General features: G+C 71.5%; 19 protein-coding genes. 15 read left to right on the top strand and 4 right to left on the bottom strand.

What is annotated here, in order from left to right:
• Positions 1 to 60 precede the first annotated feature (60 nt).
• The 3 genes from IEJ02_RS19375 (at position 61) to IEJ02_RS19365 (ending at position 4,099) form a co-directional block, all read left to right on the top strand.
• The gene (locus tag IEJ02_RS19375) at positions 61 to 1,347 is read left to right on the top strand and encodes a serine hydrolase domain-containing protein (protein ID WP_191066023.1); all 1,287 of its coding nucleotides are present in this window, start codon (positions 61 to 63) and stop codon (positions 1,345 to 1,347) included.
• A gap of 46 nt (positions 1,348 to 1,393) precedes the next feature.
• The gene (locus IEJ02_RS19370; RefSeq protein WP_191066022.1) at positions 1,394 to 1,756 is read left to right on the top strand and encodes a MerR family transcriptional regulator; all 363 of its coding nucleotides are present in this window, start codon (positions 1,394 to 1,396) and stop codon (positions 1,754 to 1,756) included.
• A 369-nt stretch (positions 1,757 to 2,125) separates the two neighbouring features.
• A complete protein-coding gene (locus IEJ02_RS19365) occupies positions 2,126 to 4,099 on the top strand; it encodes a sialidase family protein (RefSeq protein ID WP_223864070.1) in 1,974 nt (657 codons plus the stop codon).
• 12 nt (positions 4,100 to 4,111) lie between these two features.
• Here IEJ02_RS19365 and IEJ02_RS19360 read toward each other — a convergent pair whose 3' ends face one another.
• The gene (locus tag IEJ02_RS19360) at positions 4,112 to 4,570 is read right to left on the bottom strand and encodes a VOC family protein (RefSeq protein WP_191066021.1); all 459 of its coding nucleotides are present in this window, start codon (positions 4,568 to 4,570) and stop codon (positions 4,112 to 4,114) included.
• Positions 4,571 to 5,441: 871 nt separating this feature from the next.
• Here IEJ02_RS19360 and IEJ02_RS19355 point away from each other — a divergent pair.
• The gene (locus tag IEJ02_RS19355; protein WP_317985844.1) at positions 5,442 to 6,212 is read left to right on the top strand and encodes a class I SAM-dependent DNA methyltransferase; all 771 of its coding nucleotides are present in this window, start codon (positions 5,442 to 5,444) and stop codon (positions 6,210 to 6,212) included.
• 2 nt (positions 6,213 to 6,214) lie between these two features.
• Here IEJ02_RS19355 and IEJ02_RS19350 read toward each other — a convergent pair whose 3' ends face one another.
• Positions 6,215 to 7,306: a bile acid:sodium symporter family protein gene (locus IEJ02_RS19350; protein WP_191066020.1), complete on the bottom strand. Its 1,092-nt coding sequence runs from the start codon at positions 7,304 to 7,306 to the stop codon at positions 6,215 to 6,217.
• Positions 7,307 to 7,540: 234 nt separating this feature from the next.
• Here IEJ02_RS19350 and IEJ02_RS19345 point away from each other — a divergent pair, with 234 nt between their 5' ends.
• The 9 genes from IEJ02_RS19345 (at position 7,541) to IEJ02_RS19305 (ending at position 17,348) form a co-directional block, all read left to right on the top strand.
• Positions 7,541 to 8,434 carry a LysR substrate-binding domain-containing protein gene (locus IEJ02_RS19345; protein WP_191066019.1) on the top strand — a complete coding sequence of 298 codons (894 nt, stop codon included), beginning with the start codon at positions 7,541 to 7,543 and terminating at the stop codon, positions 8,432 to 8,434.
• A gap of 197 nt (positions 8,435 to 8,631) precedes the next feature.
• Positions 8,632 to 10,458 carry an AMP-dependent synthetase/ligase gene (locus tag IEJ02_RS19340; protein WP_191066018.1) on the top strand — a complete coding sequence of 609 codons (1,827 nt, stop codon included), beginning with the start codon at positions 8,632 to 8,634 and terminating at the stop codon, positions 10,456 to 10,458.
• Positions 10,459 to 10,477: 19 nt separating this feature from the next.
• Entirely contained in the window at positions 10,478 to 11,152 is a 675-nt protein-coding gene (locus tag IEJ02_RS19335; RefSeq protein WP_191066017.1) for a hypothetical protein, read from the top strand.
• A gap of 89 nt (positions 11,153 to 11,241) precedes the next feature.
• Positions 11,242 to 12,063: an effector-associated domain EAD1-containing protein gene (locus tag IEJ02_RS19330; protein ID WP_191066016.1), complete on the top strand. Its 822-nt coding sequence runs from the start codon at positions 11,242 to 11,244 to the stop codon at positions 12,061 to 12,063.
• A gap of 83 nt (positions 12,064 to 12,146) precedes the next feature.
• Positions 12,147 to 12,977 (top strand): aldo/keto reductase, encoded by an 831-nt coding sequence (locus IEJ02_RS19325; protein WP_275560268.1) that lies wholly within the window; start codon positions 12,147 to 12,149, stop codon positions 12,975 to 12,977.
• A 168-nt stretch (positions 12,978 to 13,145) separates the two neighbouring features.
• On the top strand, positions 13,146 to 14,321 hold the full coding sequence (locus IEJ02_RS19320; RefSeq protein ID WP_191066015.1) for a S1 family peptidase: 1,176 nt from the start codon (positions 13,146 to 13,148) through the stop codon (positions 14,319 to 14,321).
• Positions 14,322 to 14,525: 204 nt separating this feature from the next.
• Positions 14,526 to 15,110, top strand: coding sequence for a sigma-70 family RNA polymerase sigma factor (locus IEJ02_RS19315; protein ID WP_137980099.1), 585 nt, complete (start codon positions 14,526 to 14,528; stop codon positions 15,108 to 15,110).
• Positions 15,107 to 15,883, top strand: coding sequence for an anti-sigma factor (locus tag IEJ02_RS19310; protein WP_137980098.1), 777 nt, complete (start codon positions 15,107 to 15,109; stop codon positions 15,881 to 15,883). Before IEJ02_RS19315 ends, IEJ02_RS19310 begins: the two co-directional genes overlap by 4 nt.
• 100 nt (positions 15,884 to 15,983) lie before the next feature.
• On the top strand, positions 15,984 to 17,348 hold the full coding sequence (locus tag IEJ02_RS19305; protein WP_191066014.1) for a cryptochrome/photolyase family protein: 1,365 nt from the start codon (positions 15,984 to 15,986) through the stop codon (positions 17,346 to 17,348).
• Between the two features lie 175 nt (positions 17,349 to 17,523).
• Here the strand turns inward: IEJ02_RS19305 and IEJ02_RS19300 are convergent, their stop codons facing one another.
• Complete coding sequence (locus IEJ02_RS19300) at positions 17,524 to 17,835, bottom strand: 4a-hydroxytetrahydrobiopterin dehydratase (protein WP_191066013.1); 312 nt, start codon at positions 17,833 to 17,835, stop codon at positions 17,524 to 17,526.
• A gap of 80 nt (positions 17,836 to 17,915) precedes the next feature.
• Here IEJ02_RS19300 and IEJ02_RS19295 point away from each other — a divergent pair, with 80 nt between their 5' ends.
• Positions 17,916 to 18,719 (top strand): helix-turn-helix domain-containing protein, encoded by an 804-nt coding sequence (locus IEJ02_RS19295; protein ID WP_191066012.1) that lies wholly within the window; start codon positions 17,916 to 17,918, stop codon positions 18,717 to 18,719.
• A 21-nt stretch (positions 18,720 to 18,740) separates the two neighbouring features.
• Here the strand turns inward: IEJ02_RS19295 and proP are convergent, their stop codons facing one another.
• A complete protein-coding gene (gene proP / locus IEJ02_RS19290) occupies positions 18,741 to 20,204 on the bottom strand; it encodes a glycine betaine/L-proline transporter ProP (RefSeq protein ID WP_191066011.1) in 1,464 nt (487 codons plus the stop codon).
• Between the two features lie 252 nt (positions 20,205 to 20,456).
• Here proP and IEJ02_RS19285 point away from each other — a divergent pair, with 252 nt between their 5' ends.
• Complete coding sequence (locus IEJ02_RS19285) at positions 20,457 to 21,323, top strand: isocitrate lyase/PEP mutase family protein (RefSeq protein ID WP_191066010.1); 867 nt, start codon at positions 20,457 to 20,459, stop codon at positions 21,321 to 21,323.
• The last annotated feature ends 7 nt before the right edge of the window (positions 21,324 to 21,330 follow it).

Raw genomic sequence — 21,330 nt, 5'->3', positions numbered from 1 at the left:
CCCGAACCCGGGGGCTTGCCGCATGGCCGGGGCACCACCGTCCCCGGAAGCTGGTGAGACATGAACGCACCCACGAAGCGCCCTCGTTTACGCCTCGTCACGGCCGCCGCCGTCACCGCCGCCCTCCTCGGCGGTGCGGCCGCGGTTCCGGCGGCCGCCACCACCACGGCCCCCAAAGCCAGCCCCGACTCCGCCGCCTCCGCCGACTCCACCACCTCCGCCGGCCACCGGCTCACCGAGGCCGAGTTGCGGCGCGCGGTGGCCCGGACGCTGGAGGACGCCGGGTTCATCGGCCTCACCGTGGAGGTGCGCGACGGCCACCGCCGGATCCACGCCCGCGCGGGTGAGGCGGAGCGCGACACCGGCCGTCCCATGCCGTACGGGGCGCACTACCGGGCCGCGAGCGTCACCAAGTCCTTCGTGGCCACCGTCGTCCTCCAACTCGTCGCCGAGGGGCGGCTCTCGCTGAGCGACCCGGTGGACAGGTGGCTGCCGGGTGTGGTGAGCGGCAATGGCAACGACGGCCGCCGGATCACCGTCAGGAATCTGCTCCAGCACACCAGCGGCATCCACAACTACGCCTACAGCGACGACACGGGCGACTCGGCGGCGGACTTCGAGCGGACCCGGTTCGACCATGTCTCCCCCGAGCGGGTGGTCGCCGGGGCGGTGAAGCACCGGCCCGACTTCCCGCCCGCCCCGGCCGATGACCCGAAGCCCGACTGGAACTACTCCAACCCCGGCTATGTCCTCGCCGGAATGATCATCCAGAAGGTCACCGGACGCGCATGGCCCGAGGAGGTCCGCGACCGCATCATCCGCCCGCTGGGGCTGACCGGCACCTATGAGCCCGGGGACGATCCACGGATCAAGGCCCCGTACGCCCATACGTATCAGCGCTTCCCCGGCTCCGACGGCTGGACGGACACCACGCTGCGGAACGTCTCCTGGGGCGGCGCGGCCGGTTCCCTCATCAGCACCGACCGCGATCTTGACCGGTTCTACACCGCACTGCTGAGCGGCCGTCTGCTGCCCCCGGCGCAGCTGGCCGAGATGCGCCGGACCGTCCCCGTCGGACCGGACTTCGAGGTGGCCTTCCCACACGCCCAGTACGGGCTCGGGATGATACGGCAGCCGCTCAGCTGCGGCGGCTACCGCTGGGGCCACGGCGGCGACCTCGAAGGGGCCACGGTGCGCACCGGCTTCACCGAGGGCGGGCGGCGCTCGGTGACCATCAGCTCCAGCGGCAAGACCGCCGATGACGAGCAGATACTCCGGGCCGAGGGGGCCCTTCAGGGCCTCATCGACCGCGTGCTGTGCGAGGGGATCGGAGGCCGTAAACTCTGACACGCATGGGAGGGTTCGGAGAGTTATAGCCGCGAGGAGGAGGCCCATGCGGATCGGCGAGCTGTCCCGCCGCACCGGGGTGAGCGAACGGCTGCTGCGCTACTACGAACAGCAGGGCCTCCTCCGGCCCGAGCGGCTGCCCAGCGGCTATCGCGCGTACCGCGCGTCCGATGTGGCGGTGGTGCGGCGCATCCGCGCGCTGCTGGCGGCCGGGCTGTCAACGGCGACCATCTCCCAGGTCCTGCCCTGTCTCCGCGACGACGGTGAGCACCTCGTGCCCACCTGCCCGGATCTGCTGGGCGAACTGCGCGCCGAGCGGGAGCGGATGACCTCGGCCATCGAGGAGCTCGAGCTGTCCCGGTCACTGCTGGACCGGGTCATCACGGCGGGCCAGACGGCCATGGGCTGACCGAGGCGAGGCGCCATCCGGAGGCGGGGCGCCATCCGAGGACCGGGCGCCGTCCGGAGGCGAACGCCATCCGGAGGCGGGGCGCCGTCCGAGGGCCGGGCGCTGTCCGAGGGCCGGGCGCCGTCCGGGGGCGGGCGCCGTTCCCCTCGCGCCCCGCCCTCACCTCAACTGGCTTAGCGTCACGAGGATATGACGCACGGTCCTTGTCCCGGGCGACCGGGGGACGAGACACTTTCAGCCGCAGTCATGTGTGAGACATGGGATGTCTTGATGTCCTGACGGCATGATGCCTCCTGGCGTGATGCCCGACGGCCTCGATGTCCAGATGCCGATGCCTCAACGAGGCAGTCTGAAGGGCAGGCCGTGACCATGGCGTCAGTTCTCCGCACACGTCCCCGCAACAGACCACCCCACTCCCGTACCAGACCGTGGCGGCGCCGCGCCTCCGTGCTGCTCACCGCCGCGGCGCTGGCCCTGATCCCGCTTCCGGTACGGGCCGCGGACACGGATTCCTCCGCGTCCGCGGCCCGCGCCGACTCCGGCTTCGAACAACAGGTCCTCTTCAAGTCTGCCCAGGAACAGGGGTACTCCTGCTTCCGGATCCCGGCGATCGTCAAGGCCAAGGACGGCACCCTGCTCGCCTTCGCCGAGGGCCGGGTCGACAACTGCGGTGACGCCGGGGACATCGATCTGGTCCTCAAGCGCTCCACCGACGGCGGCCGCAGCTGGGGCCCGCTCCAGGTGGTCAACGAGGGCGCCGGTGACACCCACGGCAACCCCGCGCCCATCGTGGACCAGCGCACCGGCCGCATCGTGCTCGCCAGCACCTACAACACCGGCCGCGACGACGCCCAGAGCTGCGACGTCCCCTGTGACCGCTCCCCGCACCTGCAGTACAGCGACGACAACGGCGCCACCTGGTCGGCCCCGCGCGATCTGAGCTCCTCGCTGATGCCGGCCCAGTGGAACTCCTGGTACGCCACCGGCCCCGTCCACGGCATCCAGCTCCAGCGCGGCCACCACAAGGGCCGACTGGTCTTCACCCTCAACACCGAGAGCTACAGCGGCGGCCGCATCACCGACAACCACGCCGCGCTCGCCTACAGCGACGACGGCGGCGACCGCTGGCGCATCGGCGCGGTGGACAGCTACCCGCTCGCGGAGGACGGCACCTTCCGCCAGAAACCGTCCGAGATGACGCTGGTGGAGCGCGCCGACGGCTCGATCTACGTCAGCGGCCGGGAGCAGGACGGCACCGATCTCGGCCACCGCGACTACGCCATCAGCCGGGACGGCGGCCAGAGCTTCACCGCGCCCTTCCGCACCATCCCCGATCTGCCCACCCCCCAGGTGCAGGGCTCGATCCTGCGGCTGCGCGACCCGGCCCGCGACGGCTACAGCCGGCTGCTCTTCTCCGCCCCCGCCGACCCCGACCGCCGCCGCACCATGATGGTCCGCTCCTCCTGGGACGAGGCCCGCACCTGGGACGGTGTCGATCGCGGCAAGGTCGTCACCACCGACTGGTCCGGCTACTCCGACATGGTCGCGATCTCCCGCGACACGGTGGGGCTGCTGTACGAGGGCGGTGCGGTGGACGCCCGTGACGAGATCCGCTTCGCCCGCTTCACCGAGGACTGGCTGGGCTCCCGCCAGGCGCCCTCCCCCACCACCGACGACCGCGCGCCCGGCGCCCGGTCCGCGACCGTGCTCGGCGGCGCGGCCACCCGCGACGACGGCCGCTTCGGCGACGCGCTGTCCTTCGACGGCACGGACGACGCCGTACGGGTCCCGTACCGGAACGCCCTGCCGCTGGGCACCCGCGACTTCACCGTGAGCCTGTGGTTCCGCTACTCGGCCGCCTCCGGGCAGCATCCGTTCCTGTGGATGGGCGGCATCGGCAACAAACAGCCGCAGGTCTGGCTGCGGGGTGAGCCCGGGAGCAACCGGATCCGGGCGCTGATGACCACGGTCAACGGCTTCGCCACGTTCACCAGCGCCTCGGTGTCCACCGACGCCGCGTACAACGACGGGCAGTGGCACCACCTCGCCCTGGTGCGCAGCGGCGGACGGCTCTCCCTCACCGTGGACGGCGGCACCGCGGTCACCGCCCCCGACGCCCCGGGCACCGTGAGCCGCACCGCGCCCTTCGGCCTCCACCTCGGCCAGGCCGTGGACAGCCGCTCCCATATGACGGGCGATCTCGATGAGTTCCGGCTGTACGCCCGCGCCCTGTCCGACACCGAGCTGCGCCGCGTCCGTGAGTTCAACGCCCCGCTCGACGACCCCCGTTCCGGCGTCCTCGTCCGCCTCCCCCTCGACCGCGTGCGGTCACCCCACGACTAGTCACGCCACAAACTAGACAACACAGAACTCATTGCCCTCCGGGTCCTGGAGCACCACCGCGTAGTACTCCATCCCCGGCTCGTCCATGATCCGCAGGACCGTGGCTCCGGCCTCCTTCAGCCGGTCCACGGTCGCGGTGACGCGCTCGGTGCGGACCGCGAGGGGCACATCCCGCCCACCGCCCACCTTCAGATCGAGATGCAGCCGGTTCTTGGTGGCCTTGGACTCCGGGACCTGCTGGAACCACACCCGCGGCCCCTGCCCCTCCGGATCCACGATGGACTCCGGGGTCTCCCCGACCCCGGGGGGCAGCTCCTCCGCGGGCACCCCCATGTCCGCCCAGTACTCCCGCCAGGTGGCGTGGCCACCGGGCGGGGGCTCGGGCACATAGCCCAGGGCCTCGGACCAGAAGGCCACCATCCGGCGGGGCTCGGCACAGTCGATCGTCAGCTGCAGTGTGAGTGTCGTCATGTCCGAAGCCTCGCAGAGCGGTCTGACAACGAGGCCCGTGGCGGGCTGNGCAGAGCGGTCTGACAACGAGGCCCGTGGCGGGCTGTTTCCCCTCCCCGCCCCTTCCCACAACTGGGGCTCCGCCCCAGACCCCGGGGCCAGGCGTGGGGCTCCGCCCCAGATCCCGGAGCCCCGAGGCGAAACCCCTGCCACGCGGCGGAGCCACACATCGACACCCCAGAAAAGGAGCTACCCCACGCCCAGGGGCGCCCAACGGGCCCCCAGGACCCACAGGCGAAACCCCTGCCACGCGGCGGAGCCACACATCGACACCCCAGAAAAGGAGCTACCCCACGCCCAGGGGCGCCCAACGGGCCCCCAGGACCCACAGGCGAAACCCCTGCCACGCGGCGGAGCCACACATCGACACCCCAGAAAAGGAGCTACCCCACGCCCAGGGGCGCCCAACGGGCCCCCAGGACCCACAGGCGAAACCCCTGCCACGCGGCGGAGCCACACATCGACACCCCAGAAAAGGAGCTACCCCACGCCCAGGGGCGCCCAACGGGCCCCCAGGACCCACAGGCGAAACCCCTGCCACGCGGCGGAGCCACACATCGACACCCCAGAAAAGGAGCTACCCCACGCCCAGGGGCGCCCAACGGGCCCCCAGGACCCACAGGCGAAACCCCTGCCACGCGGCGGAGCCACACATCGACACCCCAGGAAAGGGCCACGCGCCCCCAGGGCCATCCGACGAACCTTGACACCTTGGCAGCGAGCTACCCCGCTCCCCACTCCAGACCCCCGGGGTCCAGGTGCGGAGCCCTTGGTGGCGGGAAGGGGCGGGGAGGGGAAGGATCCGCGGTGCGTCCCGCTAAGGTGTGCGGCCGTGACCGAAGTCGACTTCCTCAACTCCACCCGGGCGTCCTACGACGCCATGGCCCTCGACTACGACGAGCGTTTCCGCGATGAACTGGCGGCCCAGACGCTGGAACGGGCGGTGCTCGCCGGGTTCGCCGAGCTGCTGCGGAACGCCGGGGGCGGACCCGTGGCCGATGTGGGCTGCGGGCCGGGCCGGGTGACCGCGCACCTCCACGGTCTGGGGCTGTCGGTGTACGGGATCGACCTGTCGCCGCGGATGGTGGAGCTGGCCCGGCGGGAGCACCCCGGGCTGCGGTTCGAGGAGGGGTCGATGCTGGCCCTGGACATCCCGGACGGCACCCTCGCCGCCGTGGTGGCGTGGTACTCCACGATCCACATCCCGCAGGAGCGGCTGCCGGATGTGTTCGCCGAGTTCCACCGGGTGCTGGCGCCCGGTGGATACGCGCTGGTCGGCTTCCAGGTGGGCGATGAGCAGCGGGTCTACACGGAGGCGTTCGGTCATGAGGTGTCGCTGACCTTCCGCCGGTGGCAGCCGGACCGGATCGCCGAGTTGCTGGCCGGGGCCGGACTGCCGGTCCACGCCCGGACCTTCCGGGAACCGGAGCGCTGGGAACCCACCCCGCAGGCGTCCCTCATCGCCCGCAAGCCGCTGCCGCCTGCCGAGGACCAGACCGCCGACGACCAGACCACCGGAAAAGCCGACCAGACCACCGGAAAGGGCGACCAGACCACCGGAAAGGCCGACCAGGCCGCCGGAAACCCGGCCGCCACCAGCTGATGTCAGACGCGGGTCAGCGCGGCGTCGTCCGCGCTGTCCGTATCGGCCTGAGCCCCGGACGGGTTGGACCGGTTCTCGGCTCCCGTCACCGCCGCCTCCGGCGCCCGCGCCGCGAAGCGGCGGGCCAGCACCGCGCAGACCATCAGCTGCATCTGATGGAAGAGCATCAGCGGCAGCACCGCCAGGCTCGCCTGGGCGCCGAAGAGCACGCTCGCCATCGGCAGCCCGGCGGCCAGGCTCTTCTTCGACCCCGCGAACACGATCGTGATCCGGTCCTCGCGGACGAAGCCCAGCTTCCGCGAGCCGTACGAGGTGAGCGTGAGCATCACCGTGAGCAGGACCGCCTCGACGCCGAGCAGGATCGCCAGCCGGGCCGGGGTCACCTGGTGCCAGATGCCCCGGTTCATGCCCTCGCTGAACGCCGCGTAGACCACGAGCAGCACCGAGCCCCGGTCCACCAGCCGCAGCACCACCCGATGGCGCGAGATGAAGCCGCCGATCCAGCGGCGCAGCAGCTGACCGGCGAGGAAGGGGGCCAGCAGCTGAAGCGCGATCTTGATCATCGAGTCGGCCGAGAAGCCGCCTCCGCTGCCGCCCAGCAACAGCGCGACCAGCACCGGGGTGACCACCACACCGAGCAGGCTGGAGAAGGAGCCCGCGCAGATCGCGGCGGCCACATTGCCCCGGGCGATCGAGGTGAAGGCGATGGAGGACTGGACCGTGGAGGGCACCAGGCACAGGAAGAGCAGCCCGGTGTAGAGGGGATGCGTCAGCACGTACGGCACCAGGCCGCGCGCGGCCAGGCCGAGGGCCGGGAAGATGACGAAGGTGCACACCAGCACGGTCAGATGGAGCCGCCAGTGGCGCACCCCGTCCAGCGCCTCACGGGTGGAGAGCCGGGCGCCGTAGAGGAAGAAGAGGAAGGCGACCGCGACCGTGGTGGCCCCGTCGGTGATGGTGGCGGCCCGGCCGCTGACCGGGAGCAGCACGGCGAGCGCCACGGTTCCGATGAGTCCGAGGATGAAACCGTCCAGGGGGAGCCAGGAGGGAAGGGCGGGAAGGGCGATCTTGCGGACGTGCGGGCGGTGCGGCATTCGTTCTCTTTCTCGCTCTTTCCGGCCTGGCTTCTCGGTCTTTCTGACCGGACTTCTCACTCTTGCCGGCCTGGCTTCTCACTCTTGCCAGCCTGGCTTCTCGCTCATTTCCGGCCTGGCGTGGACACGGACGGGGCCCGTTCCATAGTGCTCCCGATCAAGGCCATCGGGAATCCCGCATACCGCTCTGACTGCCATCGCCTTCCGTGATGACCCGGGCGTACAGTGGCCGCCATGTACGACCCCGCCCAGCTCCGGACGTTCCTCGCGGTGTCCCAGACCCTCAGCTTCACCCAGGCCGCCGACCGCCTCGGGGTGCGCCAGTCCACCGTGAGCCAGCAGGTGCGCAAGCTGGAGGCGGCCGTGGGGCGGCAGCTGTTCGCCCGCGACACCCACGGGGTGGAGCTGACCGAGGACGGCGAGGCGATGCTGGGGTTCGCCCGCTCCATCCTGGAGGCGAACGAGCGGGCGGCGAGCTGGTTCCGGGGCACCCGGCTGCGCGGCCGGCTGCGCTTCGGCGCCTCGGAGGACTTCGTGGTGACGCGGCTGCCGGAGATCCTGGAGGGGTTCCGCCGCGACCACCCCGAGGTGGACCTGGAGCTCACCGTCGAGCTCTCGGGCACGCTGCACGAGCGGCTGGAGGCGGGCAAGCTGGATCTGGTGCTGGCCAAGCGGTCCGAGGACCGGCCGGGCGGGCAGCTGGTGTGGCGGGACCGGCTGGTGTGGATCGGCGCCGAGCGGCTGCGGCTGGATCCGGACCGCCCGCTCCCCCTGATCGTCTTCCCGCCGCCCGGGCTCACCCGGACCCGCGCGCTGGATGTGCTGGAGCGACACGGCAGGTCATGGCGGATCGTATGCACCAGTGGCAGTCTCAACGGCCTGGTCGCGGCGGCCCGCGCCGGGCTCGGGGTGATGGCCCACACCCATGGTCTGATTCCGCCGGGCCTGGCGCCGGTCCCCGAACGGGCGGGGCTGCCGGACCTCGGCCCGGTGGATTTCGTACTGCTGTACGGAAAGCATCGGCACGAGGGCGCCCCGCACGCCGCCGCGGAGCGACTCGCCGCCGCGATCCTGGCGGGCCCGGTGCCACGATCGGAGAGATTTCGTGCAGAAGGCCGTTACATATAAGCCACACACGCGGCGCATAGGGCCAGACTCCACGCAATCCGCCCTCGCCAATGCCTGATTAATACCCTTTCACCTCACTGTCCGCCCGGCATTCCGTACGTTCCGGGCACAAAACACCTCTCCCGCATCGGGGGCCGGATCGGGTACGGTCGCGGCGCTGTGCCCAGCGGCTTCAAGGAGCATTCAAGGAGCAGGTATTGCGCGAGTTCACCGTCCCCCCGTTGGCGACGCCGCCTCAGGCCGGAGGACTGGCGGATGCCGTCTTCGACCATGCGGACTCCGACCCCCTCCGGGTTGCACTGGCGCGCAAAACGGCGGACGGTGGCTGGCGGGACGTGACCGCGGGCCAGTTCCGGGACGAGGTGACGGCGCTCGCCAAGGGCCTGCTGGCCCGTGGGGTCCGATTCGGCGACCGCGTCGCCATCATGTGTCCCACCCGCTATGAGTGGACGCTCTTCGACTTCGCGCTGTGGAGCATCGGCGCCCAGAGCGTTCCGCTGTACCCCACCTCCTCCGCCGAGCAGGTCTGCTGGATGCTGCATGACGCGGGGGTCTCCGCCTGTGTCGTGGAGCACGAGGACCACGCGATGACGGTCGGCTCGGTGGTCGGCCGGCTGCCGCATCTGAGGCAGCTGTGGCAGCTGGACGCGGGGGCGCTGGACGAGCTGCTGGCGGCCGGGGAGTCCGTCGAGGACGATCTGGTGGAACGGCACCGGCTGGCCGTGACCCCCGATCAGCCCGCGACCATCATCTACACCTCGGGCACCACCGGCCGCCCCAAGGGCTGTGTGATCACCCACGCCAATCTGATGGCGGAATGCGACAACATCGTCGAGCGGTACGAGGAGGCCTTCCACTCCAAGCGCGGCGACGAGGCCGCCACCCTGCTCTTCCTCCCGCTCGCCCATGTCTTCGGCCGGATGGTGGAGGTCGCCGCCATCCGCGGCAAGGTCAAGCTCGGGCACCAGCCCAAACTCTCGGCCGCCGCGCTGCTGCCCGATCTGAAGACCTTCCGGCCGACCTTCATCCTCGCGGTGCCGTACATCTTCGAGAAGGTGTTCGCGGCGGCGCGCCGCAAGGCCGAGGCGGAGGGCAAGCTGGGGGTGTTCGAGAAGGCCGTGGACGTGGCGGTGCGGTACGCGGAGGCGCAGGAGGCCAAGGCGTTCGGCACCGGACCGGGCCCGGGCGCCGGGCTGCGGGTGCAGCACCAGTTCTTCGAGAAGGCCGTCTACGGCAAGGTGCGCGCCGCGATGGGCGGCCGGGTGCGGCACGCGATGTCGGGCGGTTCGGGCATGGAGCGGCGGCTCGGACTGTTCTTCGCGGGCGCGGGCGTGACCATCTACGAGGGCTACGGCCTCACCGAGTCCACCGCCGCCGCCACCGCCAACCCTCCGGAACAGACCCGCTTCGGCACGGTCGGCGTGCCGATTCCCGGCACCACGGTCCACCTCGCCGACGACGGGGAGGTGTGGGTGCGCGGCGGCCAGGTCTTCGAGGGCTACCTCGGCGATCCCAAGGCGACCGACGCGGTGCTGCGCGACGGCTGGCTGGCCACCGGCGATCTGGGCACGCTGGACGACGACGGCTATCTCACCATCACCGGGCGGAAGAAGGAGATCCTGGTGACCTCCAGCGGCAAGTCGGTCTCCCCGGCGGGCCTGGAGGAGCGGGTACGGGCGCATCCGCTGGTGGCCCAGTGCATCGTGGTGGGCAACGACCGCCCGTATGTCGCGGCGCTGGTCACCCTCGACTCGGAGGCGGTCGCGCACTGGCTGACGATGCGCGGCAAACCGGAGCTGCCGCCGGGCGAACTGGTCCGGGACCCCGATCTGGAGACCGAGATCCGGCGTGCGGTGGTCGCGGCGAACACCACCGTTTCCCAGGCGGAGTCGATTCGTACCTTCCGGATACTTGCCGCGCAGTTCTCCGAGGAGCATGGTCTGCTGACGCCGTCGCTGAAACTGAAGCGAAAGGCCATCGAACAGGCGTACGCCGTCGAGGTCGAGGCGCTGTACCACTCCTGAGCCGCGAAGGGGGCACGAAATGATCGACGTCATTCTCCCCGAACTTCCCGAACGCGAACTGGCCCTGCTGTCCGAGGAGACACCCCAGCCCAGCGGCCCGAGGCTGGCCGGGCGGGTGGTCCTGGGCGGGCCGGTGGCCTTACCGGTCACGGCCGACCTCGTCGGACCGGATCCGGAGCTGCTGGAATTCCTTCGTACCGAGGCGGACAACGCCGTCTACCACCTGGTGCACCTGTCGGTGACCTGCGCCCGGGACGCGCCGGACCCCGCCCTGCACTCGGTCAACCTCGATCTCAGCCTCACGGCGGAACCGGTGCGGCGGGGCACCACGGTCTTCCAGCCGGTGGCCTGGTCCATGACCCCGCGCCAGCTCACCACCGAGGTGACGGCACCGGCGCCGGCGGCCCACCTCGGCCCGCGGCTCGGGTTCCAGGACGGTGGCGGCACCGCCCTCGGCGAGCGGGTCTGCCTGGAGGCGCGGCGGGAGCTGCGCTCCGACCCCGGCTGGGAGATCCGGCACACCTCCGCGGTGCGCATCGGCGGGACGTACCGGCTGGCCATGGTGGTGCGGGCACCACGCGGGGCGGTGAGCCGGGCGGCGGTCGCGGTGGGCGCCACGGTGCGCGAGGGGCACACCCTGCACCGCTTCCGGGAGGAGCTCGAGGAACCACTGCGCCTGGCCGCGCTTCATTAGGGACGGAACGTCATTAGGGACGGAACGTCAGTAGAGGCGGAATCGGCGCACAGAGCGGTACGAGCACAGGCGAGGAGCGACGGAACACGGTGGACGGCCAGGACGGCGACGGGCATCCGGCGCTGACGACCGAGGAGCTCGGGGAGTTGACGCGGGTCTTCCCGCCCGGCCCGTCCGCCGTGGCGCTGCTGCGCAGAGCGGGCTTCCCCGCCGAGCACACGCCGGCGGCCGCCACGACCGCCGGGGAGTTCTGGTCCGCGGTGGCCGGGGCGGTCGCCGCGGGCCGGGTCGCGGACGGCAGGTTGCGGGTCCTGGCCGCCGCCTGCGTCTCCTATCCGCACAACGCGGTGTTCCGCGCCGCCTTACGGGGGCGGCCGGGCGGGGGCGGGGTCCGGCGGGTGCTGGTGACCGGCGCCGCCCCGGGTGGCCAGGAGTTAGCGGCGGTCCAGCGGGCGGCCCGGGGCGTCCTGACGGTGGACCGGTGCCCCGCCGCGGCCGCCACCGATCTGCGAAGGATCCTCACCGTACGCCCGGATGTGCTGCATCTGGTCTGCCGCCGCGAGGGGCGCACGCTGGTCTTCGAGGACGGCGACGGACGGGCCCACCACACACCGGCCGCGCGCCTGGCCGAGCTGCTGGCCGTCTACCGCCGGCTGACCGGCGCCCGGCTGCCCGGGGTGGTGCTCGGCTGCTCCGACGGCGCGCCGCTGGCCGGACTCTTCGCCGGGGCGGCCGAGGTGGTGGTCGCCCACCGGGGACCGCTGGACGGCGCGGCGTCGGCAGCCTTCGCGGGCGGGCTCTACGGTCTGTTGGGCGAGGCGCCCACGCTGGCGGCGGCCGCCCGGCGGGCGGCGGAACGGCTCGGGCGGGACGGGGACGGCGTGCTGATCCTGCGCGGGCGACCCTGGTAGCCGGTCCGCGGGAATGACGGCAGGCCGTTGATCGTTGTATGTCTCGGACGTAAATCCACACCCGACGTAAGGATCGACTGCTCGTGAGCAAGGTCCCCTTCATCACGCTCAACAACGGCGTACGGATGCCGCAGCTCGGCTTCGGTGTCTGGCAGATCCCGGACGACGAGGCGCAGGTCGCGGTGCGCAACGCACTGGACGCCGGGTACCGCAGCATCGACACCGCCGCGATATACGGCAACGAGGAGGGCACGGGGAAGGGGCTCGCCGCGTCGGGCATCGCGCGCGACGAGCTGTTCATCACCACCAAGCTCCACAACCGCCAGCAGGGGTACGACTCGACGCTGCGCGCCTTCGACGCCTCGCTGACCAAGCTGGGCCTGGAGTACGTGGATCTCTACCTGATCCACTGGCCGCTGCCCGGGGTCGACAAGTACGTGGACACCTGGAAGGCGTTCGAGAAGATCTACTCCGAGGGCCGCGCCAAGGCCATCGGCGTCTCCAACTTCCACCCCGCCCACATCCAGCGGCTGCTCTCCGAGACCTCGATCGTCCCGGTGATCGACCAGATCGAGCTGCACCCGCAGCTGCCGCAGGCGGAGCTGCGCGCCTTCAACGCCCGCCATGACATCGCCACCGAGGCGTGGTCCCCGCTCGGCCAGGGCAAGGGCCTGCTGGAGGACCCGAAGCTGGCGGCGATCGGCGAGAAGCACGGGAAGTCCCCGGCCCAGGTGGTGCTGCGCTGGCACCTGGACCTCGGCAATGTGGTGATTCCCAAGTCCGTGACCCCGTCGCGGATCAAGGAGAACATCGACGTCTTCGACTTCCAGCTGGACTCCGAGGACCTGGCGGCGATCGACTCCCTCGAGACCGGCGTCCGCCTGGGCTTCGACCCCGAGACCTTCAACGGCTGAGCCCCCAGAGCTCCGCGTTCCGCCCCGTCGCGCCCCTCGCGGCGGGGCGGACCCGTATCCCCACGCGGGGCGGATGCGGCCCACCGAGCGAGGCACGTCCCCGACAATTACGCTTGGCGTCCAGATGGGCACATAGCGTGACCATACGCCTAGCCGAGGAGACAGAAGATGTCCCGCAGACGCCGTCACGGCCTTGAGCTGGCCGCCGGTTGCACCGTCGCGATAGCCGCCCTCTTCCTGGGGAGCGGCATACCCGCGGTGGCCGACCCCGGTGAACCCTCCCCCCGCCCCCGGAGGGAGGTGCCCCCCGAGATGCTGGCCTCGATGCAGCGCGATCTGGGTCTGACGGCCGATGAGGCGCGGATGCGGATATCCAACGAGTACAGGGCCGGAGAGGCCGAACCGGGGCTGCGCAAGAGCCTGGGCAGCTCCTACGGCGGCGCGTGGGTGTCCGGCAACACCGCCGAACTCACCGTGGCCACCACCGACGAGGAGCAGAGCGCCCTCATCACGGCCGGCGGCGCCAAGGCCGCCGTCGTCAAGCACAGCCTCAAGGCCCTCGTCGACGCCAAGGAGGCCCTGGACCGCACCGCCTCCGAGCGCCCCCCGGCCGCCGATGTCGCCTCCGCCTGGTACGTGGACGTCAAGACCAACAGCGTCGTGGTGCAGTCGGCCGAACCCACCGAGGCGGCCGCCTTCGTCGCCGCGAGCGGCGCGGACCGCGAGGTGGTACGGGTCGTGGAGTCGGCCGAACGGCCGAGCCCGCTGTACGACCTGCGCGGTGGCGAGGCGTTCTACATCAACGACGCCGCCCGCTGCTCGATCGGCTTCTCGGTGACCAAGGCCCAGCAGAACGGCTTCGTCACCGCCGGCCACTGCGGCAGCCAGGGCGACACCACCGCCGGCTTCAACCGGGTGGCGCAGGGCACCTTCCAGGGCTCCAGCTTCCCCGGCAACGACTACGCATGGGTGGCCACCAACGCCGACTGGGTCCCGCAGCCGTGGGTGATCGGCCCCGAGGGCACCAACGTCACCGTCACCGGCTCCCAGGAAGCGCCGGTGGGCTCGTCCGTCTGCCGCTCCGGCTCGACGACCGGCTGGCACTGCGGCACCATCCAGCAGCACGACACCAGCGTGCAGTACCCGCAGGGCACGGTCAGGGGGGTCACCCGCACCAACGTCTGCGCCGAGCCGGGCGACTCCGGCGGCTCGTTCATCTCGGGCAGCGAGGCGCAGGGCGTCACCTCCGGCGGCTCCGGGAACTGCACCGTCGGCGGCACGACGTACTACCAGCCGGTGAACCCGATCCTGACGACCTACGGGCTCACCCTCACCACCGGCTGACGCCGGGCGCCGAGGCCGCCGCGGTCGAGCGGACCGCCGGCGGCCTCGCGCGTGCGTACGGCACACCGTGACGACCGCCGGCGCGTGATGTGTTCGGAGCACCTTGACGTGTTCGGAGCACCTTGACCAATCCGCACCCGTCCGGGCGACGAATGAGGTACGACACCTTGCGTGTGCGCCGCATCGTTCCCGGAAGGACGGCCCGTGAGAGAACCCGTGTACATCGGCGGACCCGCCGCGCGCGGACCGGACCTCGAAGAGTTGCTCCAGATGGTGGCCCGGGGGGACCAGAACGCGTTCGGAGCCCTCTACGACGCCGTCAGCGGGCCGGTCCTGGGGCTGACGCGCAGTCTGCTGCGCGACCCGGCCCAGGCCGAGGAGGTCACCCAGGAGGTCCTGGTCGAGGTGTGGCGGTCCGCGGCGCGGTTCGAACCGGGCCGGGGCAGCGCCATGTCGTGGATCCTGACGGTGGCGCACCGGCGCGCCGTGGACCGGGTGCGCTCGGCGCAGGCCGCCTCCGACCGCGAGGAGCGCGCCGCGCTGCTGTCCCGCACCCCGGCGTTCGACGAGGTGACCGAGCAGGTGGAGGCCAGGCTCGAGCGCGAGCAGGTGCGCCGGTGCATGCGGACGCTGACCGAGCTGCAGCGGCAGTCGGTGACGCTCGCCTACTACCGGGGCCGCTCCTACCGTGAGGTGGCGGAGCTGCTGTCGCTGCCGCTCGGGACCGTGAAGACCAGACTCCGGGACGGGCTCATCCGGCTCCGGGACTGCATGGGGGTCGGCGCATGACCAGAGCGGATCTGCATACCTTGACCGGGGCGTACGCGGTGCATGCCCTGTCGGGGCGGGAGTTGACCGAGTTCGAGCGGCATCTGGCGGTCTGTGACGCCTGCCGTCAGGAGGTACGGGAGCTGCGGGAGACCGCCGCGAAGCTGGCGGTGGCCACGGCCCTGACCCCGCCCCCGACGATGAAGGACGATGTGCTGCGGCGGATCGCCACGGTCCGCCAGGAGCCGCCCCGGGTGGCGGCGCGGGAGGCCCGGGAGTCCCACGCGGGCCCGCGGCGGCGCACCGGGCGGCGGGCGATGAACTTCGCGCTGGCGGCCTGTGTGGCCGCGGCCGCCGCGTGCGGCGGGGTCGCGGTGTGGCAGTACCGGCAGGCGTCCGACGCCCGTGACACCGCCCGCCGCTCCGAGCAGCGGGTGGCCCGGGCGGAGGAGCTGACCCAGGTGCTGGCCGCGCCCGACGCGCGCAGCCGCAGCGGCCGGATGACGGACGGCTCGACCGGCACGGTGGTGGTCTCCCGCGGGCTGAACAAGGCGGTGTTCCTCGCCTCGGGGCTGCCCGAGCCGCCCGCCGGTCGGATCTATCAGCTGTGGTTCAGCGACGGTGGCACGATGCGCCCGGCCGGTCTGATGGACTCCTCGGGCCGGAGCACGGCGGCGGTCATGAGCGGCGCGGTCGGGAAGGCGTCGGCCATGGGGGTGACGGTCGAGCCCGCCGGAGGGTCGAAGGCCCCGACGAGCGATCCGCTGGTCCTGCTGACGTTCCCCTCGGCGTGAGCGGGCGCTATCGCGTGTCATCAGCCGGCATCGGGCGTCATCGGGTGACATGGGGCGGGAAGCCGCCGATCCGCGGGGCCGGGTGGGGTAAGGGAGAGGGGTGAGCACGTCCCTCTCCGTCTTCACCTCCGATCTGCGGCTGTCCGACAACCCCGTGCTGCGCGGCGCGCTGCGCTCCGCCGAGCGGGTCGTGCCGCTGTTCGTCGTGGACCGCGGCCTGGCCGGGACGGGGTTCGCGGTCCCCAACCGGGTGGCGTTCCTCGCGGACGCCCTGGCCGATCTCGACGCGGGGCTGCGCGAGCGCGGCGGGCGGCTGGTGGTCCGCCGGGGGGACGCGGTGGCGGAGATCCTGCGGGCGGCGCGGCAGGCGGACGCGGCCGAGGTGCACATCGCGGGCGGGGTGAGCGGCTACGCCACCCGCCGCGAGCGGCGGCTGCGCGAGGCGCTGGAGGCGGACGGACGGCGGCTGCGGGTGCACGCCGCGGTGGTGACGGCGGTGGAGCCGGGCGAGGTGGCCCCGGCGGGCAAGGACCACTTCGCGGTCTTCACCCCGTACTTCCGCGCCTGGCGGCGGGCCGGGCCGCGCCGGCCGCTCAGCGCGCCGCGCACGGTGAGCGTGCCGTCCGGGCTGCGCTCGGAGCCGGTGGCGGCGGTCGCCTCGCTCGCCTCCGGCAGCCCCTCCCCCGGGCTGCCCGAGGGCGGGGAGACGGCGGGCCGCCGTCGCATGCGCTCCTGGTGGCGGTCGGGCTTGCGGAGTTACGCCGACCGGCAGGACGATCTGGCGGGCGACGCCACCTCCCGGCTCTCCCCGTATCTGCACTTCGGCTGTCTGTCCCCGGTGGAGCTGGTGCACCGGGCGCGGGAGGCGGGCGGCGCGGGCGCCGACGCCTTCGTACGGCAGCTGGCCTGGCGGGACTTCCACCACCAGGTGCTGGCCGCCCGGCCGGACGCCGCCCACGCCGACTACCGCCCGCGGGGCGACCGGTGGCGCGCGGACGCGGCCGAGGTCGCGGCCTGGAAGGCGGGGCGCACCGGCTATCCGCTGGTGGACGCGGGGATGCGGCAGCTGCGCCACGAGGGCTGGATGCACAACCGGGCGCGGCTGCTGGTGGCGAGCTTCCTCACCAAGACGCTCTACCAGGACTGGCGGATCGGCGCCCGGCACTTCCTGGAGCTGCTGGTGGACGGGGATGTGGCCAACAACCAGCTGAACTGGCAGTGGGCGGCGGGCACCGGCACCGACACCCGCCCGAACCGGGTCCTCAATCCGCTGGCGCAGGCGCGGCGGTTCGACCCGGACGGCGCGTATGTGCGGCGCTGGGTGCCGGAGCTGGCCGGGGTGACCGGCTCCGGCGTCCACACGCCCTGGCGGCTGCCGGAGGCCGAGCGGAACCGGCTGGACTACCCGGACCCGATCGTGGACCTTCAGGAGGGGCTGGCCCGCTTCCGGCACGCGCGGGGGTGACCCCGGGACCGTCGGCCGGGCTACGGGGTGTCCGACGGATCTTGGCGCCTGCGGCGGGCTGTTCCCCTCCCCGCCCCCTCCCGTAACCAGGGGCTTCGCCCCTGGACCCCGGGTCTGGGGCGGAGCCCCAGTTCCGGGAAGGGGCGGGGAGGGGAAAGATCCGCCGGACACCCCCCTAGTCGGCGCGGGCGCCGTGCTGCGGGGCGATCTCCTCGATCCGGCCGGCGAGCTCGAAGTCGAGCGCGGTCACCTTGCCGCCGACGCTGTGGGTGTTCACCGTGACGCCCACCCTGTTGTAGCCGAGGGTGAGGTCGGAGTGGTGGTCGAGCTCCTCCTGGATGGTGGCGATCTCCGCCACCAGCCCGGCCGCCTGCGGATGGCCCTTGAAGACATACGTCCGGGAGAGCCGGTCGTCCGCGAACGACCAGCCGGGAAGATGTTCCAGACGTCGCTGGATCTCCTGGTCGGTGAGCGGCTCGACTGCCATGACACATCCCTTCGTCGCGGGTGACCGGTGGCCCTTCCACCCTGCCATGGGCACCGCCCGGCGTCGGCTACCTTCGGGTCATGACGACTGCCGCGCCGCCCCGGGTGGGCATACTGCTGCGCGAGTGGCGGGACCGCCGCCGGATGAGCCAGCTGGAGCTGGCGCTGCGCGCCGACTCCTCGGCCCGCCACATCAGCTTCATCGAGACCGGCCGGTCGCGGCCCAGCCAGGAGATGGTGCTCAGGCTCGCCGACCACCTCGACATCCCGGTCCGCGAGCGCAACGCCCTGCTGATCGCCGCCGGTTACGCCCCGCACTATCCGGAGCGGTCGGTGGACGACCCGTCGATGAGCGCCCTGCGCGACTCGCTGGAGCGGCTGCTGACCGGCTATGAACCGTATCCGGCGCTGGTGGTGGACGGCACCTATGAGGTGCTGGCGGCCAACCGGGGCATCGCGGCGCTCCTGGAGGGGGTGGCGGAGCATCTGCTGAGGCCCCCGCTGAACGCGATGCGCCTCACCCTCCACCCCGAGGGCCTCGCCCCGCGCATCCGCAACCTCCGCGAATGGCGCGGCCATCTGCTGGACCAGATGGACCGGCAGCTGGCGCTGATGCGCTCCTCTCCGCTGCGCGCGCTGTACGACGAGGTGGCGGCCTATCCGCTGCCCGAGACCGGCGGCCGGGAGACGGCGGCCGCCGGTGACACCCCGCCCTTCGCGCTGCCGATGATGATCGAGCACGGCGGGCGGGTGCTGTCGTTCATCTCGACGATCGCGACCTTCAACACCCCTATGGACGTCACGGTCTCCGAGCTGGCCATCGAGACCTTCCTCCCGGCCGACCCGGAGACCGCCGCCGCCCTGGGCCGGTTCGACCGGCCGTAGGGACTCGGCGCCGGGTGCGACTCAGGACCGCTGGGACTCCACGAGCGCGATGGCCTCCTCCTTGGTGGCCACGGCGGGCGGCGAGCCCTCCAGCGGCTTGCGGGCCGTCTCCTTCATCACGGCGGCGGCGATGATGCCGACGACCGCCGCGAGCATCGTGTAGAAGGCGGGCATCAGATCGTTCCCGGTGCTGCTGATCAGGCCCTCGGTCACCAGCGGCGTGGTGCCGCCGAAGAGCGAGACGGAGATGTTGAAGGCGATGGAGAGCGAGCCGTAGCGCACGTTCGTCGGGAAGAGCGCGGGGAGCGAGGCGGACATCACGCTCACATACGGCAGCAGGCACAGCCCCAGGAGCAGCAGCCCGGCGAAGACCGGGACGATCCCGCCCTGCTTGATGAGCAGGAAGCTCGGCACGGCGAGCACCAGGAAGCCGACCGAGCCGGCCATCAGCACGGGCTTGCGGCCGATGCGGTCGGAGAACCGGCCGACGAAGGTGATGGCCGCCATGAGCACCAGCATCACGATGATGATCGAGACCAGGGCGCTGGTGCTGCTGTAGTGGAGGGTGTCCGACAGATACGTCGGCATGTAGGACAGCAGCATGTAGTCGGTGATGTTGTACGCGGCGACCAGCGCGATGCACAGCGCCATCGCCCGCCACTGGGTGCGGAACACCTGCCAGAACGGCAGGCTTTCGCGCTCGGCCGCGTTGGTGGAGCCCTCGTCCTCCAGCTTCTGGAACGCGGGGGTGTCATCCAGCTTCAGCCGCAGATACAGACCGACCAGCCCGATCGGCGCGGCGGCCAGGAACGGGATGCGCCAGCCCCAGGAGTCCATCGAGGAGTCGGCGAGCATCACGGTCAGGATGGTCACCAGTCCGGCGGCCGAGGTGTAGCCGATCAGCGTGCCGAACTCCAGAAAGCTGCCGTAGTAGCCACGGCGCTTGTCGGGCGCGTATTCGGCGATGAAGGTCGAGGCGCCGCCGTATTCCCCGCCGGTGGAGAAACCCTGGAGCATACGGAACAGGATGAGCAGCGCGGGCGACCAGAAGCCGATGGCGGCATAGCCGGGGATGAGTCCGATGGCGAGTGTGCTGGACGCCATCATGATCATGGTGAAGGACAGCACCTTCTTACGGCCGATCCGGTCGCCCAGCGGCCCGAAGAACAAACCTCCCAGCGGACGGACCAGAAAGGCCACCGCGAAAGTCGCCAGGGAGGAGAGCACCTGGGCCGTGTCATTGCCGGACGGGAAGAACACTTTGCCGATGGTGACCGCGAGATAGCTGTAGATCCCGAAGTCGAACCATTCCATGGCGTTTCCCAGCGCGGCGGCCTTCACCGCTTTCCGGACGGTCCTCTCCTCGGTGACCGTGATGTCGCTCCGACGCAGTGGAGGGTTCTTCCGTCGCTGGACGGCACGCCAGAGCAGACGGTGCCGGGAGGGCGCGGACGCGGAGGCTTCGACATCGGTTGGGGCAGGCACAAGCAACTCTTTTCAGTGGACAGGCCTGTTGCGCATACCCCGCGATCGCCGCGACATGCCCGGCGTGTCGCAGACCACCCATGACGACCGCCGTGGCACTCAAGGAACGTTCGACCCCGGCCCGAGCCGGGGCGGGCATCTTCGGGGACACCCGCCGGGCCGCTTTACCGATTCTTGGCCTCCGCTAGACCTGGCCACGCGGTCGCATAACCGTCATGCAGCGCCGAAAGGCGCCGAACTCAAGGGGACATCATGCTCTACGGCAATGCCCTCCGAAAGGCCATCAGCTCCTCTCCCACCACTCCTCTCATCGGCATCTACGACATGTACTCGGCGTCCATCGCCGCACAGCACTACAACGGCTTCTTCGTATCCGGATTCGGGTTCGCCGCATCGCATTACGGGCTTCCCGATATCGGCTTCATCGCCTGGCCCGACATGGTTGCCTTCGTGGAGCGGCTGCGGCTGGCCTTCCCCGAACACCATCTGCTCGTGGACATCGACGACGGCTATGTGGACCCCGAGGTCGCCTGCCATGTGGTGCAGCGGCTGGAGCGCACCGGGGCCTCCGGGGTGATCCTGGAGGACCAGCGGCGCCCGCGCCGCTGCGGCCACGCCGACGGCAAGCTGATCCTGCCGCTCGAGGAGTACCTCGAGAAGCTCCAGCTGGTGCTGAGCAGCCGGAAGGACCTGGTGGTGGTGGCGCGTACGGACGCCACCGAGGAGTCCGAGATCCTACGGCGGGCGGCCGCGCTGGCGGAGACCGACGCGGATGTCGTCCTCGTCGACGGGGTACGCAGCGTGGAGTGGATCCGCAAGGTCCGTAAGGTCATCGGCGACAAGCCCCTGCTGTTCAATCAGATCGCGGGCGGTAAGTCGCCGAGGCTCTCCCTGTCCGAGCTGTCCGAGCTCGGGGTGGATGTCGCCATCTACAGCACTCCCTGCCTGTTCGCCGCCCATGGCGCGATCGACGGGGCGCTGAGCGATCTCAAAACGGCGGACGGGCGGCTGCCGGACACCCGGCAGACCGGGGCCATCGGGGTCAAGGGCGCCACGGAGCTGCTGGAGAAGAACATCAGCAGGCACCACGGGGACCGTCAGCCCGCCAGGGTCGGGTGACGAGGGT

This window comes from Streptomyces sp. 5-10 (assembly GCF_014712245.1).
In the GTDB taxonomy this organism is placed as follows: Bacteria; Actinomycetota; Actinomycetes; order Streptomycetales; family Streptomycetaceae; genus Streptomyces; species Streptomyces violaceusniger.
The sequence above is the reverse complement of the archived record's forward strand: the minus strand, read 5'-3'. Positions and strand labels throughout refer to the sequence as shown.

Bases quoted from the DNA above. Each gene is read 5' to 3' on its own strand.
- IEJ02_RS19375 (WP_191066023.1), top strand. From the start codon at position 61: ATGAACGCACCCACGAAGCGCCCTCGTTTACGCCTCGTCACGGCCGCC.
- IEJ02_RS19370 (WP_191066022.1), top strand. From the start codon at position 1,394: ATGCGGATCGGCGAGCTGTCCCGCCGCACCGGGGTGAGCGAACGGCTG.
- IEJ02_RS19365 (WP_223864070.1), top strand. From the start codon at position 2,126: ATGGCGTCAGTTCTCCGCACACGTCCCCGCAACAGACCACCCCACTCC.
- IEJ02_RS19360 (WP_191066021.1), bottom strand. From the start codon at position 4,570: ATGACGACACTCACACTGCAGCTGACGATCGACTGTGCCGAGCCCCGC.
- IEJ02_RS19350 (WP_191066020.1), bottom strand. From the start codon at position 7,306: ATGCCGCACCGCCCGCACGTCCGCAAGATCGCCCTTCCCGCCCTTCCC.
- IEJ02_RS19345 (WP_191066019.1), top strand. From the start codon at position 7,541: ATGTACGACCCCGCCCAGCTCCGGACGTTCCTCGCGGTGTCCCAGACC.
- IEJ02_RS19335 (WP_191066017.1), top strand. From the start codon at position 10,478: ATGATCGACGTCATTCTCCCCGAACTTCCCGAACGCGAACTGGCCCTG.
- IEJ02_RS19320 (WP_191066015.1), top strand. From the start codon at position 13,146: ATGTCCCGCAGACGCCGTCACGGCCTTGAGCTGGCCGCCGGTTGCACC.
- IEJ02_RS19310 (WP_137980098.1), top strand. From the start codon at position 15,107: ATGACCAGAGCGGATCTGCATACCTTGACCGGGGCGTACGCGGTGCAT.
- IEJ02_RS19300 (WP_191066013.1), bottom strand. From the start codon at position 17,835: ATGGCAGTCGAGCCGCTCACCGACCAGGAGATCCAGCGACGTCTGGAA.
- IEJ02_RS19295 (WP_191066012.1), top strand. From the start codon at position 17,916: ATGACGACTGCCGCGCCGCCCCGGGTGGGCATACTGCTGCGCGAGTGG.
- IEJ02_RS19285 (WP_191066010.1), top strand. From the start codon at position 20,457: ATGCTCTACGGCAATGCCCTCCGAAAGGCCATCAGCTCCTCTCCCACC.